The organism is Rhodococcus spongiicola (assembly GCF_004011835.1).
In the GTDB taxonomy this organism is placed as follows: domain Bacteria; phylum Actinomycetota; class Actinomycetes; order Mycobacteriales; family Mycobacteriaceae; genus Prescottella; species Prescottella spongiicola.
In genome coordinates this window covers 635,234-656,907 of sequence record NZ_RKLN01000001.1, presented here as the reverse complement: position 1 = coordinate 656,907, position 21,674 = coordinate 635,234, and the positions used below count along the sequence as shown (strand labels likewise).

Sequence of the window (21,674 nt, the reverse complement as noted above, 5' to 3'; positions counted from 1 at the left end):
CCCAGGTTTTTTCGTTCCGACCGCCGCGACGTCAGAAGGTATTCGGTGTCCGGCCGCGGGGAACGTCCGTGGTTCGGCTCTCCACCGAAACCGTTGGCGCGTCCAGTTCGAGACCGCATTCACTGCACGCCAGCCGTGGAGTGAATGCGTCTCCGCAAGTGGTGTGCGCGAAGGCGATCGCGTCGCCCTCGGGCGCCCGGAACCAGCGCTGACCCCACGCGATCATCGACACCACGACCGGGAAGAAGGCCCGGCCCTTCTCGGTCAATTGGTACGTCACCCGGTCGGCGCGTTCTGTGTTGGGACATTCGCGTAGAACGCCGAGTTCGGTGAACGTGCGCAGTCGATCCGCCACGATGGTAGGAGACGCCTGCATCCGCTCGGCGAATTCGCTGTAGCGCGTGGCGCCGAAGAACGCGGCCCCCAGCATCGCGGCCGACCACCGGTTGCCGAGCAGTTCCATGGTCTGCGGCACCACCCGTGGCATACGGGCGGCACCGCTGGATCGACGTCGGCTCGTTGCTGCGGGGACACTACGGGTCCATCCGCCGCTGGGTCCCATCTCGGCGACGACGTCGCCCAAGCCCGCGGGACGGCCGCAGGACGCGCACAACAGGAGTGGGGTGAAGTGGCTGTCGCAGGTGATGTGACGCATGAGCGGTAGGACGCCCTCGTCGGGTGTCCACCGCAACTCCCACGACCACACGGTCAACAGAACCGACCACAACTGCTGACCACATGCTGTGCGGCGGTACTCGTACCGAGGTGGCTTGTCCCGATAACGAATTCGGTCGAGTATCCCTGCCCCGGTGAGGGTCGCGAGCCGCGAGGACAGGACCGCGTGCGAGATTCCGCCGATGCGCATCCAGTCGCTGTAGCGTTTGGCGCCCTGGAAGGAATGACGCAGTATCCACAGATTCCACTCGTCGCCGAGCAGGCCGAGCGTCACGGCGATCGCGTTGTCTCCGCCCGGGTCGAGCTTGCGCCCGGCCGACGGAGACGTCGGTCCGGCATCGGGCGCAAGCTCATCGGGCATCTCTCAGGACTATAGTCCGGGTCGATCGAACCCCATCGCCACCGTGGGGTCGTCGTAGGCCCGCCAGTGCGGCAGGTCCGCCCCCGGCGCCCACGTCGAATGCGTACCGCTGGATATGCGCTCCGGCAACCGGATCCGCGCCACGGGGCCGTCGGCGACGTTGGCGGCGTCGAACACCAAGCACTCCGACAGGTCTCTGTCGACGTCCGACACGATCGTCACCAGATACCCGTCGTCCTCGCCCTTCCCGCCGACGCGAGGAGCCATCGCCGTCTCGCTACCGAAGACGCCTTCGCCGAACGAGTACCGGTCCTCGCGGCCGGTGAGCGTGTCGTGCCTGACCAGACCGTCGAACAAGAACCAGCCGGGGACGCCGGTCGCGGAGTAGGTGTAGCGGTGCTGCCTACCGGCATGGTGGGGGTTGATCATCCCGAACTCGGTCACCGTCTCCGAAAGGCGTTCCTCCCGTACTTCGCCCGTGCGTAGGTTCAGGCGCCACCGGTGCAGGTGTGTGCCCATTCGGTCGAGCGCGAGGGACCGGAACAGTCGCTGGTAGATCCCACCCTCGCCGTTGTCCTCCGGTTCCGGGTACTCCTGATGGAAGCCCTCGAGGACGATCTCGTCGCCGCTCTCGTATGCGTTGGTCCAGTGCAGGACGTACGTGGACGAGGCCTCGAACCAGCGGATCTGGTCGGACGTTCCGCGCCGTGGAATCACGCCGAGCCGCAGAGGCATGTCCGGATGGAACTTCGGCCTGTACTTGCCCGCTGCGAGCGCTTCGGGCAGCCAGAACAACGGGCAGTCGTTGAGGATCGCGTAGTTGTCGGTGAATGCCATGTCGTGCGGCAGTCGGGGACCGGGCAGTTCGATGTCGACGTAGTGGACCAGACGGTCGTCGGAGTCGATGACGCCGTAGTGCATGTACGGCGCCTCGGTTCCGTAGTTGAAGAACAACATTTCACCGGTTCGGTCGTCGACCTTGGGGTGTGCCGACACTCCTTGGCTGGTCGGGAACTGACCGCCCCAGGTCGCCTTGCCCAGGGTCTCGAGCGTCGTCGGTTCGAGCCGGTAGAGGTCGCCGCACTGCCAGAAACTCGTGAGCGCAACACCGTTGTGCACGACCACGTCCGTGCTGGATGCGTCCTTCATCCTTCCGCGTGCGCCCCAACCGTCCTGACGGATCGAGCGTTCCGGACGCTCCGCGATGCCGGCCCACAGAGCACCTCCCGCGGCCTGTTCCGCCAGGAAGCCGTCGGTCTTCACGAAGCGGTTGCGGTAGAACGCCTTTCCGTCGCGAAAGCCGACCGCATGGATCATGGCGTCACCGTCGAACGGGTGGTACCTGCCGTCGAGTGCCGGGTGTACCGGATTCTCGGTGTTACGCAGGTAGACCCCGTCGAGGTCCGGCGGCAGTTCCCCGACGACCTCGAGAGCGTCGGCGCTTCGCTCGATGCTCTGGGGGCGCCAGGCTCCGGTCCGGTAGGGGTGGTCGTCGTCCGCGGGTAGCGTCGTCAGTGCGCGCCCGAGTACCTCGATCTCCATGTTCTTCGTCTCCTGTGCCGATCAGTATCCGAGAGTGTCAGTGTTCGAAAATGTCAGTGTCCGAAAATGTCAGTGTCCGAAAATGTCAGTGCCCGAGAGTGTCAGCGTCCGAGAATGAAACTTGCTGTCGTTGCCGTACTTCCGCCGATATTCAGCATTGCAGCGCGATGTGCTCCCTCCACCTGATTTGCGTCCGCACGGCCGGTCACCTGCCGGTGACAGTCGAAAAGCATCCTGATACCGGTCGCACCGACCGGGTGCCCGACGCCGAGGAGGCCGCCGCTGGGATTGACCGGAATCCGTCCGTCGATCTCGAGGGCGCCCTCCTCGACGGCTCGCCAACTCTCGCCCGGCGCAGTGATACCGAAGTGGTCGATGGCGAGGTACTCGCTGATGGTGAAGCAGTCATGAGTCTCGATCAGGTCGAGGTCGCCGACGTCGGTCATGCCGGCGCGAGCGAACGCGTCATTGATGGTCTCGCGCACATGTGGGAGCACGTACTTGTCACCGCTACTTCGGGAGAGTTTGTCTGCCAAGGAAAGTCCCACTGTCCGGTGGCCCCACCCGAGGATCTTCGACTGCACTGCGGGACTCCGCTGCGCGGCAGGGTGATCGGGTCGTACCAGGACAACCCCGGCGGCGCCGTCGGTGATCGGCCCGCAGTCAGCCTTGCGGAGGCGGCCCTCGACAGGAGGGTTGGCCACCGGGTCGCTGCTGAACGATGCCGCGTCACGCTGCCAGTGCCGGGTCTGCGCGAGAGGGTTGCGGCCGGCGTTGCGCGCGTTGAGTTCCGCGATGGCCCACAGATGCCGGTCGTCGAGACCGAACCGCCGGTCGTACTCGTCGGCGATCTGGTCGAACATGTACGGCCAGATGAACTTTGCGTTCTGCCCTTCGCGTCCCACCCACGCCGCGGCGCCCATGTGCCGAGCTCCCGCATCGGTCGGCACGGTCTTCTCGAGTTCTGCCCCGATCACGAGGGCGCAGTCGTAGCGGCCGGACTCGAGGTCCGCCATCGCTGCCAGGAGTGCGAGAGACCCCGACGCGCAGGCGCCCTCGTGTCTGCTCGCGGGCACACACCACAGGTCGGGGACCACCGACGCCGGCATGGCGCCCAGGTGCCCCTGGCCCGTGAACAGTTGGCCGAACGCGTTCCCGACGTGCACGACGCCGACGGCGTCGGCGTCGAGTTCGGCGTCAGCGAGGGTGCCCTCGACGACCTCGCGAACGAGGTCTGCGATGTCGAGCCCCTCCCGGGTGAGGTTTCGGGCGAAGTCCGTCTGGTAGCCACCGATTACTCGGATCGTGTCAACAGTCATGTCAGCCGGGTTCTTCCTGCAGGTCTTGCGGTTCCGTTGGGTCGAGACTACAACTAACAGAGTGATACGGGCCACAAATTCGCGAGGAAGGTCAGAGGTGGTGACTCGATGACGAGGGCAATGGTCTACGACGCCGTCCGACTACCCCGCGGCCAGGTACGGCGTGAGGGTGGTTCGCTCGCCGGCATCCGTCCACACGCACTGTTCGGGCAGTTGCTGACCGCGCTCGACGAACGCTCCCTCGACCCGTCGATCGTCGACGAGATTGTCCTCGGCGTGAGCACCGTCAGCGGAGAGCAGGCCGGCAATATCGCCCGGGCATCGGCTCTGGCAGTCGGGTGGCCGGACACGGTCGGTGGCACCGTCGTCTCGCGTCTGTGCTGTTCAGGAATAGAGGCACTCGCGACCGCTGCTGCGAAGGTCGTCGCCGGGCAGGCGGGTGTGCTCGTCGCGGGCGGTGTCGAATCGATGTCGCGGGTGCCGTTGCTCTCGGATGACCCGGCGATCGCGACAGATCAAGACCTGGGGGAGTCCACCGGCTTCGTGACCATCGGCGTGTCGGCGGACGCGACCGCCGCCGCATATGGCATCACCCGGGATGCCCTGGACTCCTGGGCCGTCGAATCACATCACCGTGCGTTGAAGGCGTCGCCCTCGGACGCGGTGGTCCCGGCCCGATCCGGCGACGACGTGCTTCTCACCGCAGATGAGGGGGCTCGCCCCGAGGCCACTGTCGAACAATTTGCAGCGCTGCCGGCACTGTTCGGCGACGACGCCGGGTGGGGTCGGGTGCAGCGAAGAATCCCGACGCTCGAACGCCCGTCCGCGGGTCTGCACTCGATCGCGACCGCACCTCAACTCGCGGACGGCGCATCGGCGGCTGTGATCGCGCACCCTTCGGCAGCGAGCCGACTCGGCTGCCGACCCGTCGCCGAGATCGTGGCGGTCTCACATCGCGCCGTCCGTTCTCCGTTGCTGGATGCTCCCATCGATGCTGCCCGGGATGCACTGCGCCGGGCCGGTATCGAGGCCCGGGACCTCGACACCGTCGAGGCCAACGAATCCTTCGCGGTCAGTCCGTTGCTGATGATGCGCGAGTTCGATCTCGATCCCCGTTGTGTGAATCCGACCGGTGGCGCCCTTGCCGTCGGTCACCCGCTCGGCGCGACCGGTGGCAACCTCCTCGTCACCGCGCTCGACACGTTGCGTCGAGTCGACGGTGAGCATGCACTTGTCACGATCCCGGCCGCACTCGGGCTGGGATCGGCCCTCGTGTTGCGCCGACTCGAATGATGCGTCCGGCCGGCACGAACCGCCAGGTCCGGTGCGTGGGCTGGACCGACGGCCACCGCGCCGCCAGACGGCATACGGCACGATAGATCCGTGGTTCACGTCATCGACATCGCAGACCCGTCCGACCCGCGGTTGGACGATTATCGAGATCTCAACTCGTCCGACCGCCGACCCGACCTGCCCGAGGGCAAGGGGTTGGTGATCGCCGAGGGTGTGTTGGTGGCGCAGCGGATGCTGGCGTCCCGGTTCTCGCCGATCAGTCTGTTGGGGGTCGACCGACGGCTCGGTGAGCTGTCCGAGGACCTTACGGAAGTCGACGTACCGTTCTATCGAACCTCCGCCGAGGTCATGGCGGAGGTGGTCGGATTCCATCTCAACCGGGGCGTGCTGGCCGCGGCCCACCGTCCGCCCGTGCTGGACCTCGAGGATGTCCTTCGCGAAGCTCGGACGGTAGCGATCCTCGAGGGCGTCAACGACCACGAGAACATCGGTTCGATGTTCCGCAACGCCGCGGGTCTCGGTGCGGACGCAATCCTTTTCGGTGCCGCGTGTGCCGACCCGCTCTATCGCCGGGCGGTGCGGGTGTCGATGGGGCACGTGCTGAGGGTGCCGTTTGCGAGGGTACCGGATTGGCCACGCGGTCTGAACGTTCTGCGTGACAGAGGATTCCAGCTGATTTCGCTGACTCCGAACCCAACGGCGGTACCGCTTGCACACGCCATGACCGGCGAGAAGGTCGCGGTTCTGCTCGGTGCGGAGGGGCCCGGGTTGACTGAACACGCCATGCGAGCCACCGATGTTCGTGCCCGAATCCCGATGGCACCGGGCACCGACTCGCTCAATGTCTCGACTGCCGCGGCTATGGCGTTCTACGAACGTACACGGACGGCGCCGTGACGGTGGGTACCGAGGCCGAGCCGACCCCGTGGGGCACGGGGTTGCTCGTCAGCGCCTTCGCCGCGATCTTCACGCTCGTCGGCGTGGTCGCGTTCGGTACTGCTCTGGCGAACATCCATCCGCTGCTCGGCGCGGGATTCAACCTGGTGGTTGTCGGCGGTGCAGCGCCGACCCTGTGGCGGTGGCGGCGCGCCCCGGTGTGGCGATGGGTTGTCTACGGTGTGGCCGTGGGAGTGGTGTCCGGATGGACCGCGCTGCTTGTCGGCGCGTTTTGACCATTCAGTGCCTGGGCCGCGCTCGTCGTCGCTGGAGTCCGGAAGACGATCAAAGATCTGCACTCGGGGAAGGCAAACCCGTGATCGCGTATCTGGGACGAGAGGAAGACGAAGGGAAGTAGCCAACAGACTCGGCGCCCGAACCGATCTCGAAGCCCACTAGATCCGTCACAGTGAGAGAACGGCCCAACTAGGTTCCAGACCTGGCTGGGCCGTTTCGTTTGTCCCTGTCTCAGTGCCCGTCGCGGAACAGGCGTGCGAGGAGCGACCGCCGCTTCGGACGTGTCTGCTCACGGCCGGTGAGGCGCTGCACCGACACAGGGATATCGCCGGCGGGGTAGATGGCGAACCGGGACACGCTGATCGATGCAGGGTTCAGCTCCTCACCCAGCCACGCACGGGAGGCTGCCTCGGCGAACTCGGCCGGATCGAAAGGCAGTGTCTGTGGATCGGGTAGTACGTCGACCGACGGCTGCATGGGGTGCTCGCCCGCCCAGAACGGGCGCTCCCACACCTGGGGTAGGCCGAGGTCCTCGATGATGTGAATCGGTGTGGCGCTGAACGATCGTTTGAGTTCCGCACCGTCCCAGTGCGCGAACGCGCCCCACGAACCGACTCCCGTCACAGAACTCGAGGAGTACAGATAGGTATGGCGGGAGCCGGTCGGGTCGATCCAGTGTTCGACTAAAGATGAGGGTGCCGGGGGGAGCGATTCGCCCGTTCGGACGATCGAGACCCCGGCAAAACACCCGACGACAATCTCTCCCTCTTCGAGCTCCGTTGCTTCGGAGAGAGATTCGTCTCCAAGACGTGTCACTTCGAGACCCGGGTGCAACTGGACGGCGAGCGCCTGTGCAGCGTCTCGGTCGGGCGTCGCATCCCGCAGAGCGGCGATGGGATCGTCGACGTCGACGTACCAGAGCGTGGAAGCGTTGACCCCCGACACCGGCGTCAGCCGCGTCCGTTACTCCGAACGCCCAGCAGGACGTCGTCCCAGGACGGAAGGGCCGGCTTGCCGCGCTTGTCCTTTCCGGGCGTTTGCTGCGGCGCGACCTTGGGTTCGGGCTCGGCACCGTCGGCGACCTCGATGATGTCGTCGTCGACGGCATCGTCTGCCAACGAGATCGGGGGTTCTGCCGCTGCGTCGTGATCGTCCTGGTGGTCCTGCTCGAACTCGGCCAGACCGCACGCGCCGTCCTGGGGAACGGGCACGAGCCCGCGCAGGGACCGACCGAAGTCCGGATCGACGAGCTGGGTTGCAGTGTCGTCCAGCGCCGTGACATTACCGCCGTGCGAGTCCGGCTGGAACCGCCAGTGCGCCGCGTTGACGGTGCGTCCGGCCTGCCACTGCAGCTGAGCCACCCAGTGGCCCTCCTCGTCCTTCCAGGCGTCCCATGCGGCGGCGTCGAGGTCATGGCCGCGGGCACGAAACGCCTGCCCCACGATCTCGGCGAGGGTGTCTACAGCCGGGCCGTCGGGCAGGATCGGGTGACCGCCCTTGGCCATGTCCGCGGCTCGGGAGCGCTCGAGCAGGACCGGGTAGGCGAAGCGCTCCACTCTGGAAAGCGGAACACTCGACTCCTCGGCGACCTGTTCGATGGAGGCGCCGGCGCGGATCCGTGCCTGGATGTCGCGGGGCCGCATCTGGCTGTCCGTCTCGATCTCGATCTGACCGAGCCGCGCGATGTCGCCGCGCGAAGCGGCGCGGAGCTTGTCGTCGGCCGGAATCCGGAACTTCGCTCCCGTTTCGGGCTCCGAACACACCACATGCGCGCCGCCCGGTTCGAGTCCGATCACTCGCAGCTCTCGCACGTTCGTCCTCCTCATCGCGCCTACCGCGATCATTCCAAGATCGACTGTAATTCATCTGTGACGGTCGAGCCCGGAAGGACACGCATACACCGCGTGTCTCCCCGTTCGCGTGTCGCAGCCCTCAGTGACTCACAGCCGTCGGTGAGTCGGCCGTCGTTGAGTCGTAGGTGTCTTGCCGAGGGTGAGAACTAGCCGAGTTGGGAGACGACCCAATCGATGCTCTTGGTCAGCTGGGTGACGTCGGCGGGATCGATCGCCGGGAACATGCCGATCCGCAGTTGGTTCCGGCCGAGCTTGCGGTACGGCTCGGTGTCGACGATGCCGTTGGCCCGGAGGACCTTCGCGACCTGAGCGGCGTCCACCGACTCGGCAAAGTCGATGGTGCCGACGACCTGAGACCGCAACGCTGGATCGGCGACGAACGGCGTCGCGTACTCGGAGGCCTCCGCCCACTGGTAGAGGCGCGACGACGAGTCCTTGGTACGGCCGGTGGTCCAGTCCAGGCCGCCGTTGCTGTTCATCCATTCGATCTGGTCGGCGAACAGCAGCAGCGTTGCCAGCGCCGGGGTGTTGTAAGTCTGGTCCTTGGTGGAGTTGTCGATCGCGATCGGCAGCGACAGAAAATCTGGTGCCCAGCGGCCCGAGTCCTTGATCTCGGCGACGCGCTCGAGCGCAGCCGGGCTCATCAGGGCGATCCACAGGCCACCGTCGGCGGCGAAGCACTTCTGCGGCGCGAAGTAGTAGACGTCCGCGTCGGCAGGGTTGACCGGCAGACCGCCGGCACCCGACGTCGCATCGATCGCGATGAGCGCGTTCTCCGAGCCTGCCGGACGAGTCACCGGCACGGCGACACCCGTCGAGGTCTCGTTGTGGGCCCATCCGATGAGGTCGACGGAACCGTCGGCGACGATCTCCGGTGCACTACCCGGGTCGCTCGAGACGACGACCGGGTCACCGATGAGCGGGTTGTTCTTTGCGACCGCCGCGAACTTCGATGAGAACTCGCCGTAGGTGAAGTGCTGCGAACGCTCCCGGATCAGGCCGAACGCAGCCGCATCCCAGAACGCGGTGGTGCCGCCGTTACCGAGGACGACCTCGTAGCCGTCGGGCAGAGAGAACAGCTCGCGCAGACCAGAGCGCACGCGTGCGACGACGTCCTTGACGGGCTTTTGCCGGTGGCTGGTGCCGAACACCGAAGCGCCGACATCGACCAGGGACTGCAACTGTTCGGGGCGGACCTTGGACGGTCCGCAACCGAAGCGGCCGTCATTGGGCTTGAGGTCGGCGGGGATGATCGGTGTGCTCATCGGTGCGGGTTGTCCTTTGCCTGTAGTGCTCGTGCCTGTAGTGCTGGTGCCTGTAGTGCTCGGATTTGGTCGGACGACCAGCGGTTCTAGTTGCCCGAAATCCGGTCCCAGCCCTCGACCGATTCGGGGGTGCGGGGTTCGGGGCCGGTGTAGATCGCGGCCGGGCGGACCAGCTTGCCCAGACGCTTCTGCTCCATGATGTGCGCGCACCATCCGGCGGTGCGACCGCAGGTGAACATCGCGGGCATCATGTGCGCGGGAACCTCGGCGAAGTCGAGGATCACTGCCGCCCAGAACTCGACGTTCGTCTCGATCGCGCGATCCGGGCGGCGCTCGCGAAGTTCGGCGAGCGCGGCCTGCTCGAGTGCCGCGGCCACCTCGAATCGGGGCGCGTTCAGGCGCTTGGCGGTGTCGCGGAGCACCCGGGCGCGCGGGTCCTCGGCCCGGTACACCCGGTGGCCGAACCCCATGAGCTTTTCCTTGCGGTCGAGGATGCCCTTGACGAGCGCGCGGGCGTCGCCGGTGCGCTCGGTCTCCTCGATCATCGGCAACACGCGGGCCGGGGCACCGCCGTGCAGCGGGCCCGACATCGCGCCGATCGCGCCGGACAGCGACGCCGCGACGTCGGCTCCGGTGGAGGCGATCACGCGCGCGGTGAAGGTGGACGCGTTCATGCCGTGTTCGGCAGCCGAGACCCAGTACGCGTCGATGGCTTCGATGTGTCGTGGATCCGGGTCGCCCTTCCACCTGGTCATGAAGCGCGCGGTCACGGTGCCGCACTCGTCGATGACCTTCTGCGGTACGGCCGGCTGGTATATGCCGCGCGCAGACTGCGCGACGTACGACAACGCCATCACCGAGGCACGGGCGAGGTTCTCGCGTGCTGTATCGGTGTCGATGTCGAGGAGCGGCTGGTAGCCCCAAATCGGGGCAAGCATCGCAAGGCCGGCCTGTACGTCGACACGGACATCACCGGTGTGGATGGGGAGCGGGAACGGCTCGGCTGGAGGCAGGCCCTCACCGAATTTGCCGTCGACCAGCAGCGCCCACACGTCGCCGAACGTGACCCGACGGCCTACCAGATCTTCGATGTCGACGCCTCGGTAGCGCAGTGCGCCGCCATCCTTGTCCGGCTCGGCGATATCGGTGGTGAAGGCGACGACGCCCTCGAGGCCACTGACGAAATCCTCGGGTACTGCAGCGCTGGGTGCCATTGCTCCTGGACTCTCCTCATCCCCGTGCCGCCCGTGAGAGCCGCACTGCCTTGTGCTGATTCGGCTTTCGACCACTCGATCCGCGATCCGTCCGACTGGTCCGCGCCCATCCACGCATTTCGTGCTTCCCTGTGCTCACCCGGGAGGAACGAAGACTGTCGCCGGGTACAGCCCAAACTCTAGCCGGTCCTGCCGGTGGCCTGGCCAGCGCGTACCCGGGAGTAGCGTCTGCACCTGTGTCGTCAGATTCCCGTCGCAGAGGTTCCCGGAGCTCCGATCTCTCCGCAATGAGGACGAGCTACGGCGAGATCGGGCCCGAACGGCCCGTCGTCGAGCCTGATCTGGAGCCAACCTGGCTCGACGGCGGTTGGGTGGCGCTGGCACGCAGGTGGATCGAGCAGGCGGTCGAGGCGGGACTTCCCGAGCCCAACGCGATGGTGCTCGGCACCGTCGATGCCGACGGCCACCCGTGCACCAGGACCGTGTTGTGCAAGGGCATCGGCGCTGACGGCGTGCTGTTCTTCACCAACTACGAATCCGACAAGGGCAGACAACTCACCGCGACGCCGTATGCGTCGGTGACGTTCACGTGGATTCCACTGGCTCACCAGATCACGATCCGGGGCCCCGTGGAACGCACCAGCGCCGAGGTCACGGCCGAGTACTGGAACAGCCGCCCGCGTGGCTCGCGCCTGGGTGCGTGGGCCTCGCGGCAGTCGCGGCCGATCGCGTCGCGTGCGGATCTCGAGGCCCAACTCGTCGACGCGGGACAACGGCACGCCATTGACTCCGACGTCCCGGTCCCCCCGTACTGGGGTGGGTTCCGGATCCGGCCGGAGTCGGTCGAGTTCTGGCAGGGCCGACCCAACCGGATGCACAACCGCGTCCGTACCCGCTTGATCGACGACGCGTGGATGGTCGAGCGTTTGCAACCGTAATGGGTGGACTGCTCGCCGACGTCACTCCGCTTCGCAACCCCGACTATCGGCGGCTGTGGGTCAGCGGCATCGTCACCGTCATCGGGGGCCAGCTGACTGTCGTCGCGGTGCCGTTGCAGATCTTCTCGATCACGCAGAGCTCCGCCCACGTCGGGCTTGCGGGTCTGTTCGGCCTCGTGCCGCTGGTGCTGTTCGGACTGTGGGGCGGGGCGCTCGCCGACGTCATGGACCGCCGCAAACTGATCATCATCACGACGCTCGGGTTGATCGGAACGTCGCTGTTGCTGTGGCTGCAGGCCGCCGCGAACCTGAACAACGTCTGGCTGCTCTTGTCTCTGTTCTCTGTGCAGCAGGTGTTCTTCGCGGTCAACTCGCCCACACGCAGCGCCATCATCCCGCGGCTGCTGCCGGCGCGGGACCTACCGGCGGCGAACTCGCTCAACATCACGGTGATGCAGTTCGGTGCCATTGCCGGACCGCTGCTCGCCGGTGTCCTCATCCCGGTGATCGGGTTGGCCGAGGTGTATCTGATCGACTCGATCGCACTGCTCGCGACACTGTGGGCGGTGATGAAGTTGCCCGCGCTGCCGCCGACCGGTCCGGCCCGCCGCGCCGGCCTGCGGGTAGTGGGGGAGGGATTCGCCTACCTCGCGACCCAGAAGATCTTGCTGGCGTCGTTCGTCGTCGACATCGTCGCGATGGTATTCGGTATGCCGCGCGCGCTCTTCCCGGAGATCGCCCACGACTCCTTCGGGGACCCGCTGGACGGTGGAATCGCGCTCGGTCTGCTGTTCGCTGCGATGTCGGCGGGCGCGGTACTCGGTGGGGTGTTCTCCGGATGGCTGCCGCGGATCCGTTTTCAGGGGCGGGCGGTGGTGGTCTGTGTCGCGCTATGGGGCCTGGCGATGGTGGGGTTCGGGGTCGTCGTCGGTTTCTCCGAGCCCGGCACGTCGGTGATCCTGCTGGGGCTCGCGCTCGCCTTCCTTGCGTTCGGTGGTGCCGTCGACATGGTCTCGATGGCGTTGCGCAACACGATGCTCCAGCAAGTGGCCACCGACGACATGCGCGGACGACTGCAGGGGGTGTTCACGGTCGTCGTAGCCGGTGGCCCACGCATCGGCGACGTCCTGCACGGTGTTGCGGGATACTACTTCGGCACCGCGGTCGCGGCGGCCGGCGGAGGCGTCCTGGTCGTGGTCGGAGTCGTCGTCGCCGTCCTGGCCTTCCCGGCATTCGTGCGGTACCGCGTCAGCAGAGAAGGAGTGCCTGAGAGTGTCTGAGGTGGGCATCTGCCCGACGATCACCGTGTGCGGTGAGGCCCTCGTCGATCTCGTGCCGACCGGTGCCCAGACGTTCGGGGCTCGTCTGGGCGGCGGACCGTTCAATGTGGCGGTGACCGTTGGACGCCTCGGCAGTCCGGTCGGCTTCTGTTCGCGCATCTCCACCGACCCGTTCGGGGAGCAACTGATCGCGGCACTGACCGCATCGGGAGTGAACGTCGAACTCGTCCAGCGTGGACCCGAGCCCACCACGCTCGCGGTCACCGGTATCGACCCCGACGGCAGTGCGCGCTACACCTTCTACGCCGACGGCACCGCCGATCGGTTGGTCACCGGACCCGGTCCGCTTCCCGAGTCGGTAGCCGCGGTGTCGTTCGGGACGCTGTCACTCGTGTTCGAACCCGGCGCGAGTGTCTATGCCGATCTGCTGTGCCGCAGCCACGACGAGGGACGGTTGACCGTTCTCGACCCGAACATCCGTCCTGCGGTATTCCCCGACGATTACCGTCGGCGTTTCGTCGACCTGTTGTCAGCGGTCGACGTCGTGAAGGTCTCCGACGACGACGTGTACTGGCTGGGGCAGGGGTTGGACGGGACGACGCCCGAGCAGTGGCTCGAACGTGGCGTCGCCGCGATCGTCACTACGCATGGCGCAGACGGGCTGAGCGTGCGGACTCCGCGTCTGCACGTGCAGGTTCCCGGGCGCGGGGTACCGGTGGCGGACACCATCGGTGCTGGTGACACGGTTCACGGTGCGCTACTGCACTGGTTCGCCGATCACGAACTTCTCAGTAGGACTTCGGTGGCGGCGCTCGACGGGGGACAATGGCAGGGCGCCCTGGAATTCGCCGCTCGTGCCGCAGCGGTCACGGTTTCGCGGCCTGGGGCGGACCCTCCGTGGGCATCGCAGCTCACGGGCGACTAGTTTCTACTTGAACGCTACGAAGTTACTCGCTGGTCTGAGTTTGAGAGGGATCCTTCCGTGCCCGCTGAGAATGACAACAAGCCGACACTCAGCTACCCCGGTGGCGAGCACACGATGTCCATCGCCAAGGCGACTGAAGGCAACGACGGCATCGAGCTGGGCAAGCTCCTTGCCGACACGGGTTACACGACGCTCGACCCGGGCTTCGTCAACACCGCGTCCACCAGTTCCGCTATCACCTACATCGACGGCGAGAAGGGGATTCTCCGCTACCGCGGGTACCCCATCGAGGAACTCGCCGAGCGCTCTTCGTTCATCGAGGTCAGCTACCTGCTGATTTACGGGGAGCTGCCCACGCAGTCACAGCTGGAGGTATTCACCGACAGGATCCGTCGCCATACCCTGCTACACGAAGACCTCAAGCGTTTCTTCGACGGTTTCCCGCGCAACGCGCACCCGATGCCGGTGCTCTCGAGTGCGGTCAACGCGCTGTCCGCCTACTACCAGGACTCGTTGGACCCGGACGACCCGGAGCAGGTCGAGCTGTCCACGATCCGGCTCCTCGCGAAGCTGCCCACGATCGCGGCCTACGCCTACAAGAAGTCGGTCGGTCAGCCCTTCCTGTACCCGGACAACTCGCTGAGCCTCGTCGAGAACTTCCTCCGCATGACGTTCGGCTTCCCGGCCGAGCCGTACGAGGTCGACCCCGAGGTCGCCAAGGCCCTCGACATGCTGCTGATCCTGCATGCCGACCACGAGCAGAACTGTTCGACGTCGACGGTCCGCATGGTCGGCTCCTCCGATGCGAACCTGTTCACGTCGGTTTCCGCGGGCATCAACGCGCTGTGGGGTCCGCTCCACGGTGGGGCCAATCAGGCTGTGCTCGAGATGCTCGACGAGATCGCTGCCAGCGGCGGTGACGTCAAGGAGTTCGTCCGCAAGGTCAAGAACAAGGAAGACGGCGTGAAGCTCATGGGCTTCGGTCACCGCGTCTACCGCAACTACGATCCCCGTGCCGCGCTCGTCAAGCAGACCGCGCACTCGGTGCTCGACAAGCTCGGTGGCGACGACAAGCTCCTCGAGATCGCGATGAACCTCGAGGAGACGGCGCTCACGGACGAGTACTTCATCGATCGCAAGTTGTACCCGAACGTCGACTTCTACACAGGTCTGATCTACCGCGCGATGGGCTTCCCGACGCGCATGTTCACGGTTCTGTTCGCGCTCGGCCGCCTGCCCGGCTGGATCGCGCACTGGCGTGAGATGCACGAGGATCCGGCGACCAAGATCGGCCGTCCGCGTCAGATTTACACCGGCTACACCCAGCGCGGCTACGTCGACCTATCGGCCCGCTGACCGTTCCGCCCGACCGATCGGACAAATCATGAGCAGCAAGCCCGAGATCGAGTTCCAGGAGGGTCCCCCGCCCACCGAACTCGTAATCAAAGACCTCGTCATCGGCGACGGCCCGGAGGCCACGCCCGGCGCCAAGGTCGAGGTGCACTACGTCGGTGTCGAGTTCGAATCCGGCGAGGAGTTCGACTCGTCGTGGAGCCGCGGCGAGTCCATCGCCTTCCCGTTGCAAGGGCTCATCGCCGGCTGGCAGGAGGGCATCCCGGGCATGAAGGTCGGCGGTCGTCGCCAGCTGACCATCCCGCCTGAGCTCGCGTACGGTCCTGCCGGTGGTGGCCATCAGCTGTCGGGCAAGACGCTGGTGTTCGTGATCGACCTGCTCGACGTTGTCGTACCGCCTGAGCCGCCGGTCATCGCGCCGTCCGAGGGCCCCGCCCCGGCCGAGCTGGTGATCGAGGACATCACCGTCGGCGAGGGCGCCGAGGCTCAGCCTGGTGGGATCGTGGACGTGCATTACCACGGGGTCGAGTACGAAACGAACGAGGTGTTCGACTCGTCGTTCCTGCGCGGCGACTCTGTGAAGTTCCCGTTGAGTCGGCTGATCCCGGGCTGGCAAGAGGGCATCCCCGGCATGAAGGTCGGCGGTCGTCGCAAGCTCACGGTTCCGCCGGAGCTCGCGTACGGTCCCGCCGGTGGTGGCCATCAGCTGTCGGGTAAGACGCTGGTGTTCGTGATCGACCTGCTCGACACCTGACAGTCGACAGCACGAGCCAGGCAGGCCCCGCACCGTTCGTAGGTGCGGGGCCTGCGTGGCTCGAAGATCAGGACCGGCGGGGCTCGAAGATCAGGACCGGCGGGGCTCGAAGATCAGGACCGGCGGGTCAGGGCGATGACCGGGAGGAGACGGTCGGTCTTCTGCTGGTACTGACCGAACCGGGGATAGGTCGTCTTGATCGTCTCCCATGTCCGGTCCCGCTCCTCGCCGTGCAATTCCCGTGCGGTCACGGCTATCGACTGTCCGGCCATCTCGATCGTCACTTGGTCGGGGTGCGCGGCCAGGTTGTGATACCAGGCGGGGTTGGAGCGAGCCCCGGCGGCGGAGGCGACGACGACCCAACTGTCGTCCAGCCCCTGGAACCAGCTGACGGGGGTGGAGCGCGGCTGCCCACTCTTGCGGCCGACGGTGGTGAGAACCAATGCGTCCCCGCCCATGAACTTCCCGCTGCTGCGCCGTATGCTGCGCATCGCGAACTTGTTCACCCAGCGAATCATGCGTCCACCCGGCTGCCGTCCACCTCGGGTTCCGCGGGGATGGGTAAAGCTCATGACCGATTCCCTCCGTTCGACGTCAGTTGACAACCGCAGTATGAACCACTGCGCACCGACTCGAGGCAAAGCCTCTGTGCACCGAGTCGAGACGAAAGGGCGCCCCGGCCGAAGCCGAGGCGCCCCTCCTGTCAGGTCGTGCGAATTACGCCGGGGTGTTCATCGCCGCGGCCAGCATCGGCCACGAGTTGTGCAGGTCGTCCTCCCAGTAGCCCCAGGAGTGGGTGCCGGCCGGCTTGAAATCGACCACAGCCGGGATCTGCAGGTCGGCCAGACGACCAGCCATGCGAAGGGAGCACTCGTTGGTCGCGGCTTCGATGATGCCTCCGACGATCACGCGCTCGGCCAGGCGGGGGATGCTGCCGTTGATGCCTTCGCTGTCGAGGGTGTCGTGCGGCCCCGGCAGCCCGGTCGCTGACGAGAGGTAGATTTCGGTACCGCGCAGCTTGTCGGCGTTGATGATCGGGTCGTGTGCGATCCAGTCTTCGCTGCCGATCGGCCCCCACATGTTCTCGACATCAGCGGCGCCGCGCGCCGCGATGACGATCTGAATGTAGGTCTGGCCCATGGGGTCCATGGTGCTTGCGCAGCCGCTGTAGGCGCCGACGGCCTCGTACAGGCCGGGCTTGGCGATCGCGAGGTTGAACACCGAGGTGCCAGATGTCGAGATACCGGCGAGGGCGTTGACGCCGGTGGTGCCGAGCGCGGAGTCGATGACCGGCGGCAGTTCCTCCGTCAGGAAGGTCTCCCACTTGTTGACGCCGTGCAAAGCCTCCTCGGGCTTCTGCCAGTCGGTGTAGTAGCTGAACGCGCCCTGCATCGGCGTGACGACGTTGACCTGCTTCTCCCTGAAGAACTCAGGGATGTCGGTCCGCAGCTGCCACGACGCCGAATCCTCGCCGCCGCCGGCGCCGTTGAGGAGGTACAGCGTGGGCGCCGGCTTCGAGGTGTCCGCCGGGCGGATGACCTCGAAGGGGATGTCGCGGCCCATCGACTCGGACCGGACGACCAGCCGCATCTTGTTGCTTGCGTTGCCAGGCGTCGCGGACACGAGCTCGGTGCCGCCGTTCGCCTGCGCGGAGGCCTTGATGTTCGCGGCGTCGGTCTTTGCCGGCGTCTCCGCGGAGGCCACGCCGCCCCCGAAGATGGCGGGCAGTGCCGCGACCGTCGCCGTGGTGGCGCCGATCACCGCTTTGAGTCGATGGGACTTCTTGGCTACACGCATGCTTTCTCGCCTTCGGTAGTGGACGGGAGCAGGTGTCAGCCCCCCCGGTGTCCTGATGTGTATATCACTTTCGGTATCGGCTATATGTCCCGATTTGCTACAGGTTGTCCGAGATTGCTGGATGAACGGGAAGGTCAGGTAGACCAGCCGGATCACCAGGACCAAGCACCAGAACCAAGAAGGGCGCCCCGGCCGAGGCCGGGGCGCCCTTTCTGTCAGGTCGTGTCTGTCAGGTCGTGCGAGTTACACCGGGGTGTTCATCGCCTCGGCCAGCATCGGCCACGAGTTGTGGAGATCGTCCTGCCAGTAGCCCCACGAGTGGGTGCCGGCCGGCTTGAAGTCGAAGTTGGCCGGGATCTGCAGCTCGGCGAGACGGTTGGCCAAGCGGTGCGTGCACTCGTTGGTCGCTGCCTCGATGATGCCGCCGACGATGACCTGGTTCGCCAGGGTCACCATATTGCCGTTGATGCCCTTGCTGTCGAGCGTGTCGTGCGGGCCAGGCAGGCCGGTGGCGGTCGAGACGTACAGCGGGGTGCCGCGCAGCTTCTCCGCGTTGATGATCGGGTCGTGTGCGATCCAGTCCGGGCCGTCGACCGGGCCCCACATGTTCTCGATGTCCGCGTCGCCGCGGGCACCGATCACGATCTGGATGTAGGTCTGGCCGACCGGGTCGGCAGTGCCGGCGCAGCCGCTGTACGCGCCGACGGCGTTGTACAGGCCGGGCTTGGTGATCGCGAGGTTGAACACCGAGGTGCCCGACGTCGAGATCCCGGCGAGGGCGTTGACGCCGGTGGTGCCGAGCGCGGAGTCGATGACCGGCGGCAGTTCCTCCGTCAGGAAGGTCTCCCACTTGTTGACGCCGTGCAAGGCCTCATCGGGCTTCTGCCAGTCGGTGTAGTAGGTGAACGCGCCCTGCATCGGCGTGACGACGTTGACCTGCTTGTCCTTGAAGAAGGTGACGATGTCGGTCTGCCGCTGCCACGACGCCGCATCCTCGCCGCCGCCGGCGCCGTTGAGGAGGTACAGCGTGGGTGCCGGCTGCGAGGTGTCCGCGGGGCGGATGACCTCGAGCGGGATGTCGCGGCCCATCGACGCGGACCGGACGACCAGCCGCATCTTGTTGGTCGTGCTGCCAGGCGTCGCAGACACGAGGTAGGTGCCGTCGTTCTCCTGCGCGGAGGCCTCGATGTGCTCAGCGTCGCTTTGCGCCGGCGTCTCCGCCGAGGCCATGCCGGCCCCGAAGATGGCGGGCAGCGCGGCGACCGTCGCCGTGGTGGCGCCGATCAACGCTTTGAGCCGGCCGGGCTTCTTGGTTACACGCATTCCTTCTCGCCTTCGATGGTCGGCCGGGAGCAGCGGTCAGCTCCACGGTCTCCGGATGTGTATATCACTTTTGGTATCGGTTATATGTCCGGTTTTGCTACTGGTTGTCCGAAATTGGTGTTCTCTTTTGGAACTGTCTGGTACGTGGCGGTCACACCATGTCGTTTTTCTGCAGCCAACGCAACGTAGGCCAGCCGCAGAACACCGGCAGCCAGCAGGTGAGGACGCGGTACAGCAGGACAGACGGTACCGCGACCTCCACCGGCAGCCCGAAGGCGGTCAGGCCACCGATGAGGGCGGCCTCCACCGCCCCCACTCCGCCCGGGGTCGGCGCAGCCGACGCGAGAGTGCCGCCGATCATCGTCACGATCGTCACCGTTACGAACGTGGTTCCGCCCCCGAACGCCTCGACACTGGCCCACAGTGCCAATGCAGCGCCGAGCGTCGTACCCACGCTGCCGAGCACAATCAGCAGAAACCGACTCGGGCTCCGCGCCAGTTGGGCCAGTGATCCCAGCACCTCGGTGAGCTGCGGCCGTACCTCGGTGCGCAGCCAGCGCCGCGCCTTGGGGATGAACATGAAGGTGCCGATCGCACCGAGCGCGATGCCCACGATGAGGTAGAGCAGGGTGCCTCTCGGGACGAAGTGGGAAAGATCGGCATCCCGTCCGGCCGCGACGCTGAAGAGGATGAGTAGCGAGACGTGGGTGATGACCTGGACGGATTGCTGTAGGGCTACCGCGGCCGTCGCGCGGACTGCTCCGAGGCCGTTTTTCTGCAAGAACCGCACACTGAGCGCCAGGCCGCCGACACCGGCCGGGGTCGACGTCGCCGCGAACGTGTTGGCGATCTGCATGATCAGCAGGTAGCGGTACCGCACCAGCTCGAAGGCACAAGCCCACAGCGCGGCCGCGGCTCCTATGTAGGTCAGTGCGGACACGATCAGGCCGGCGAGTGCCCACCACCAGTTCGCGGTCCTCAGTTCGGTGAGGAAGGCGGGGACCTGGCTGATGAACGGGTAGGCCACGTAGACCAGGCCGATCAGCAGGACCAACTGGATGATCTGATTGCGAGTGAAGCGCGTGACCTGCTCAGGGGTGATCTTCTCGATGTCGGTCTGGCGGGTCACCTCGTCGCGGATCGTTCCGAGTAGCGCCGAGGAGTCGGGGATCGGCTTGCGCAGGCGCGCCGGCATGGCGGACTTCGTGAGGCGTCCTGAGGCCGCCAGGACCCGGTCGCGACCGCGCGCGGCGAGCGCGGCTTTCACGGCCGGTTCGACGCCGAACAACGACGCGGTGGTCAGCAGCAGTTGAGCGGTATCGGACTGGATCTGCGCCTCGGACGCGCCGAGCTCCGCATGCGTGAAGCCGTCGAACAGGGGTCGTCCGTCGTCGATCCGGATCTCCGACGCCCGCAGATCGCCATGTGTGATCTGGCGGGCATGCAGGTCGACCAGCGCCCCCCACACCTTCTCGAGAAGGGAATCGTGCGGACGTGCCTGGTCCGAGACGAGCGCGTGCAGGGAGGCGCCCCGCGAGAAGGGCCGGACGAACATCTCCCATCCGCGGTCGAGGGCCGTGACGGCCATCGGCTTGGAGGCCGCCAGATCCAGATCCGCCACGGCGATGCCCATGAGCGCGCGGTGTTCGACCGCACGGGCGAGCGAGGCGTGGGCCGGCACGCTCTCGCTACTGCGGAAAGCGAGCCATCGGGAGACCTGACGTATCACCCCGCGGCTGCGTTGATTCTTTCCATACAGCTCCACGACCAACTCGGGTTGTCCGTCGCGGGACGCGCCGAGGATCAGGGGTCCACTGCCCGCGGGAGCGATCACCCGAAATGCAGTGATCCGGTGCCCCAGGCGCTCGAGGGCCTCGGCCGCCGATACGAGTGGAACCTCGAGGGCTGGGGTTCCGACCGCGAGCACGATGATCGCGCCGACGAGATACCCGACAGCCAGACCCAGCATCGAACGAGCGGGCACGATCGAACTGACGACCAGGTGTATGGGAGCGAAGAGCAGCAAAAGGGCCCACCACAGGCGGCGCCAGCGTTTGGGCAGCCACGGCCCCGACACCGTCAGGACCGCCGCGAGCATCGCGATCCACCGGGGGTCGTCGAGAAACTGGGCGAGGAAGGTATTCAGCTGGGCGTTGACGTCGAGGTGCCATTGCGGGGCCGCGAGACCTGACCCGGTGAACGACAGGGCCACACCCGCGACGAGGCCGGCCGCCGCATAACCCGCGAGCAGCCTCCAGTGTCGGCCGACGATGAGCTGAATCAGGATCGCGAACGGCAGCGCCAGGATCGCGACGCCGTACAGCAGATAGACGGTATCCGACAACTCCGGTGGCAGGATGCCGACGATGTTGGACACCGACGTTTCGAGCGCCTCCCACTCACTTCGGGTGATCAGCGAGCCGGCGATGACCGCCGCGAGCAGGATCAAGGCGACGAAGACGCGCAAGATATCGCTGGTCCGTCGGACCAGCGGCTGCAGCAGACTGCCGGTGACCGGTATCTCGCGTCCGTCAACTCGCAAGAGTCGTCACCAACCGTATGCCGGACGGGTGCAGCCCGCGTTCGAGTGAAGCGGGCGCATCCGGACC

At 66.4% G+C, this 21,674-nt stretch carries 19 protein-coding genes and 1 pseudogene; 9 read left to right on the top strand and 11 right to left on the bottom strand.

Translation table 11 applies throughout. From position 1 onward, the window contains the following. Nucleotides 1-31 precede the first annotated feature (31 nt). The 3 genes from EF834_RS03055 to EF834_RS03045 form a co-directional block, all read right to left on the bottom strand. Complete coding sequence (locus EF834_RS03055) at nucleotides 32-1,036, bottom strand: winged helix-turn-helix transcriptional regulator (RefSeq protein ID WP_127945646.1); 1,005 nt, start codon at nucleotides 1,034-1,036, stop codon at nucleotides 32-34. Nucleotides 1,037-1,045: 9 nt separating this feature from the next. Next, on the bottom strand, nucleotides 1,046-2,578 hold the full coding sequence (locus EF834_RS03050; RefSeq protein ID WP_127945644.1) for a carotenoid oxygenase family protein: 1,533 nt from the start codon (nucleotides 2,576-2,578) through the stop codon (nucleotides 1,046-1,048). A 101-nt stretch (nucleotides 2,579-2,679) separates the two neighbouring features. Continuing rightward, nucleotides 2,680-3,897: an acetyl-CoA acetyltransferase gene (locus tag EF834_RS03045; RefSeq protein WP_127945642.1), complete on the bottom strand. Its 1,218-nt coding sequence runs from the start codon at nucleotides 3,895-3,897 to the stop codon at nucleotides 2,680-2,682. 108 nt (nucleotides 3,898-4,005) lie between these two features. Here EF834_RS03045 and EF834_RS03040 point away from each other — a divergent pair, with 108 nt between their 5' ends. From EF834_RS03040 to EF834_RS03030, 3 genes are all read left to right on the top strand, one after another. Further along, on the top strand, nucleotides 4,006-5,190 hold the full coding sequence (locus EF834_RS03040) for a thiolase family protein (protein ID WP_127945640.1): 1,185 nt from the start codon (nucleotides 4,006-4,008) through the stop codon (nucleotides 5,188-5,190). Between the two features lie 90 nt (nucleotides 5,191-5,280). Further along, nucleotides 5,281-6,087, top strand: a complete 807-nt coding sequence (locus EF834_RS03035) for a TrmH family RNA methyltransferase (RefSeq protein ID WP_127945638.1) — start codon at nucleotides 5,281-5,283, stop codon at nucleotides 6,085-6,087. Beyond that, on the top strand, nucleotides 6,084-6,362 hold the full coding sequence (locus EF834_RS03030) for a DUF2537 domain-containing protein (RefSeq protein WP_408014450.1): 279 nt from the start codon (nucleotides 6,084-6,086) through the stop codon (nucleotides 6,360-6,362). Before EF834_RS03035 ends, EF834_RS03030 begins: the two co-directional genes overlap by 4 nt. Nucleotides 6,363-6,594: 232 nt before the next feature. On the opposite strand, the gene EF834_RS03025 is transcribed toward EF834_RS03030, so the two are convergent. The 4 genes from EF834_RS03025 to EF834_RS03010 all read right to left on the bottom strand — a co-directional run bounded on the left by EF834_RS03025 (nucleotide 6,595) and on the right by EF834_RS03010 (nucleotide 10,695). Next, entirely contained in the window at nucleotides 6,595-7,308 is a 714-nt protein-coding gene (locus EF834_RS03025; RefSeq protein WP_127945636.1) for a DUF6928 family protein, read from the bottom strand. Nucleotides 7,309-7,313: 5 nt separating this feature from the next. Then, nucleotides 7,314-8,174 carry a septation protein SepH gene (gene sepH, locus EF834_RS03020; protein ID WP_206615161.1) on the bottom strand — a complete coding sequence of 287 codons (861 nt, stop codon included), beginning with the start codon at nucleotides 8,172-8,174 and terminating at the stop codon, nucleotides 7,314-7,316. A 188-nt stretch (nucleotides 8,175-8,362) separates the two neighbouring features. Continuing rightward, on the bottom strand, nucleotides 8,363-9,481 hold the full coding sequence (gene serC / locus EF834_RS03015) for a phosphoserine transaminase (protein WP_127945632.1): 1,119 nt from the start codon (nucleotides 9,479-9,481) through the stop codon (nucleotides 8,363-8,365). Nucleotides 9,482-9,567: 86 nt separating this feature from the next. Next, nucleotides 9,568-10,695 carry a citrate synthase 2 gene (locus EF834_RS03010; protein WP_127945630.1) on the bottom strand — a complete coding sequence of 376 codons (1,128 nt, stop codon included), beginning with the start codon at nucleotides 10,693-10,695 and terminating at the stop codon, nucleotides 9,568-9,570. A gap of 287 nt (nucleotides 10,696-10,982) precedes the next feature. On the opposite strand from EF834_RS03010, the gene pdxH reads away from it, so the two are divergent. From pdxH to EF834_RS18435, 6 genes and pseudogenes are all read left to right on the top strand, one after another. After that, complete coding sequence (gene pdxH / locus EF834_RS03005) at nucleotides 10,983-11,633, top strand: pyridoxamine 5'-phosphate oxidase (RefSeq protein WP_127945628.1); 651 nt, start codon at nucleotides 10,983-10,985, stop codon at nucleotides 11,631-11,633. After that, nucleotides 11,633-12,913 (top strand): MFS transporter, encoded by a 1,281-nt coding sequence (locus EF834_RS03000; protein WP_127945626.1) that lies wholly within the window; start codon nucleotides 11,633-11,635, stop codon nucleotides 12,911-12,913. Before pdxH ends, EF834_RS03000 begins: the two co-directional genes overlap by 1 nt. Further along, on the top strand, nucleotides 12,906-13,838 hold the full coding sequence (locus EF834_RS02995; RefSeq protein ID WP_235870968.1) for a carbohydrate kinase family protein: 933 nt from the start codon (nucleotides 12,906-12,908) through the stop codon (nucleotides 13,836-13,838). Before EF834_RS03000 ends, EF834_RS02995 begins: the two co-directional genes overlap by 8 nt. Nucleotides 13,839-13,895: 57 nt before the next feature. Beyond that, complete coding sequence (locus EF834_RS02990) at nucleotides 13,896-15,194, top strand: citrate synthase (RefSeq protein ID WP_127945624.1); 1,299 nt, start codon at nucleotides 13,896-13,898, stop codon at nucleotides 15,192-15,194. Between the two features lie 28 nt (nucleotides 15,195-15,222). Next, nucleotides 15,223-15,573 (top strand): annotated as a pseudogene (locus EF834_RS18440) (FKBP-type peptidyl-prolyl cis-trans isomerase); the annotation flags it as partial. Continuing rightward, nucleotides 15,568-15,945: an FKBP-type peptidyl-prolyl cis-trans isomerase gene (locus EF834_RS18435; RefSeq protein ID WP_328590542.1), complete on the top strand. Its 378-nt coding sequence runs from the start codon at nucleotides 15,568-15,570 to the stop codon at nucleotides 15,943-15,945. The pseudogene EF834_RS18440 and the gene EF834_RS18435, both read left to right, overlap by 6 nt. A gap of 113 nt (nucleotides 15,946-16,058) precedes the next feature. On the opposite strand, the gene EF834_RS02980 is transcribed toward EF834_RS18435, so the two are convergent. The 4 genes from EF834_RS02980 to EF834_RS02965 all read right to left on the bottom strand — a co-directional run bounded on the left by EF834_RS02980 (nucleotide 16,059) and on the right by EF834_RS02965 (nucleotide 21,607). Further along, complete coding sequence (locus EF834_RS02980; RefSeq protein ID WP_127945620.1) at nucleotides 16,059-16,517, bottom strand: nitroreductase/quinone reductase family protein; 459 nt, start codon at nucleotides 16,515-16,517, stop codon at nucleotides 16,059-16,061. Nucleotides 16,518-16,662: 145 nt separating this feature from the next. After that, a complete protein-coding gene (locus tag EF834_RS02975; RefSeq protein WP_127945618.1) occupies nucleotides 16,663-17,742 on the bottom strand; it encodes an alpha/beta hydrolase in 1,080 nt (359 codons plus the stop codon). A gap of 243 nt (nucleotides 17,743-17,985) precedes the next feature. Then, nucleotides 17,986-19,065: an alpha/beta hydrolase gene (locus EF834_RS02970; protein WP_127945616.1), complete on the bottom strand. Its 1,080-nt coding sequence runs from the start codon at nucleotides 19,063-19,065 to the stop codon at nucleotides 17,986-17,988. Nucleotides 19,066-19,216: 151 nt separating this feature from the next. Further along, a complete protein-coding gene (locus EF834_RS02965) occupies nucleotides 19,217-21,607 on the bottom strand; it encodes a lysylphosphatidylglycerol synthase transmembrane domain-containing protein (protein WP_127945614.1) in 2,391 nt (796 codons plus the stop codon). Nucleotides 21,608-21,674 lie beyond the last annotated feature (67 nt).

Coding starts and splice junctions, on each gene's coding strand:
- EF834_RS03055 (WP_127945646.1), bottom strand. CDS start 1,036: ATGCCCGATGAGCTTGCGCCCGATGCCGGACCGACGTCTCCGTCGGCC.
- EF834_RS03050 (WP_127945644.1), bottom strand. CDS start 2,578: ATGGAGATCGAGGTACTCGGGCGCGCACTGACGACGCTACCCGCGGAC.
- EF834_RS03045 (WP_127945642.1), bottom strand. CDS start 3,897: ATGACTGTTGACACGATCCGAGTAATCGGTGGCTACCAGACGGACTTC.
- EF834_RS03040 (WP_127945640.1), top strand. CDS start 4,006: ATGACGAGGGCAATGGTCTACGACGCCGTCCGACTACCCCGCGGCCAG.
- serC (WP_127945632.1), bottom strand. CDS start 9,481: ATGAGCACACCGATCATCCCCGCCGACCTCAAGCCCAATGACGGCCGC.
- EF834_RS03010 (WP_127945630.1), bottom strand. CDS start 10,695: ATGGCACCCAGCGCTGCAGTACCCGAGGATTTCGTCAGTGGCCTCGAG.
- pdxH (WP_127945628.1), top strand. CDS start 10,983: ATGAGGACGAGCTACGGCGAGATCGGGCCCGAACGGCCCGTCGTCGAG.
- EF834_RS03000 (WP_127945626.1), top strand. CDS start 11,633: ATGGGTGGACTGCTCGCCGACGTCACTCCGCTTCGCAACCCCGACTAT.
- EF834_RS02980 (WP_127945620.1), bottom strand. CDS start 16,517: ATGAGCTTTACCCATCCCCGCGGAACCCGAGGTGGACGGCAGCCGGGT.
- EF834_RS02975 (WP_127945618.1), bottom strand. CDS start 17,742: ATGCGTGTAGCCAAGAAGTCCCATCGACTCAAAGCGGTGATCGGCGCC.
- EF834_RS02970 (WP_127945616.1), bottom strand. CDS start 19,065: ATGCGTGTAACCAAGAAGCCCGGCCGGCTCAAAGCGTTGATCGGCGCC.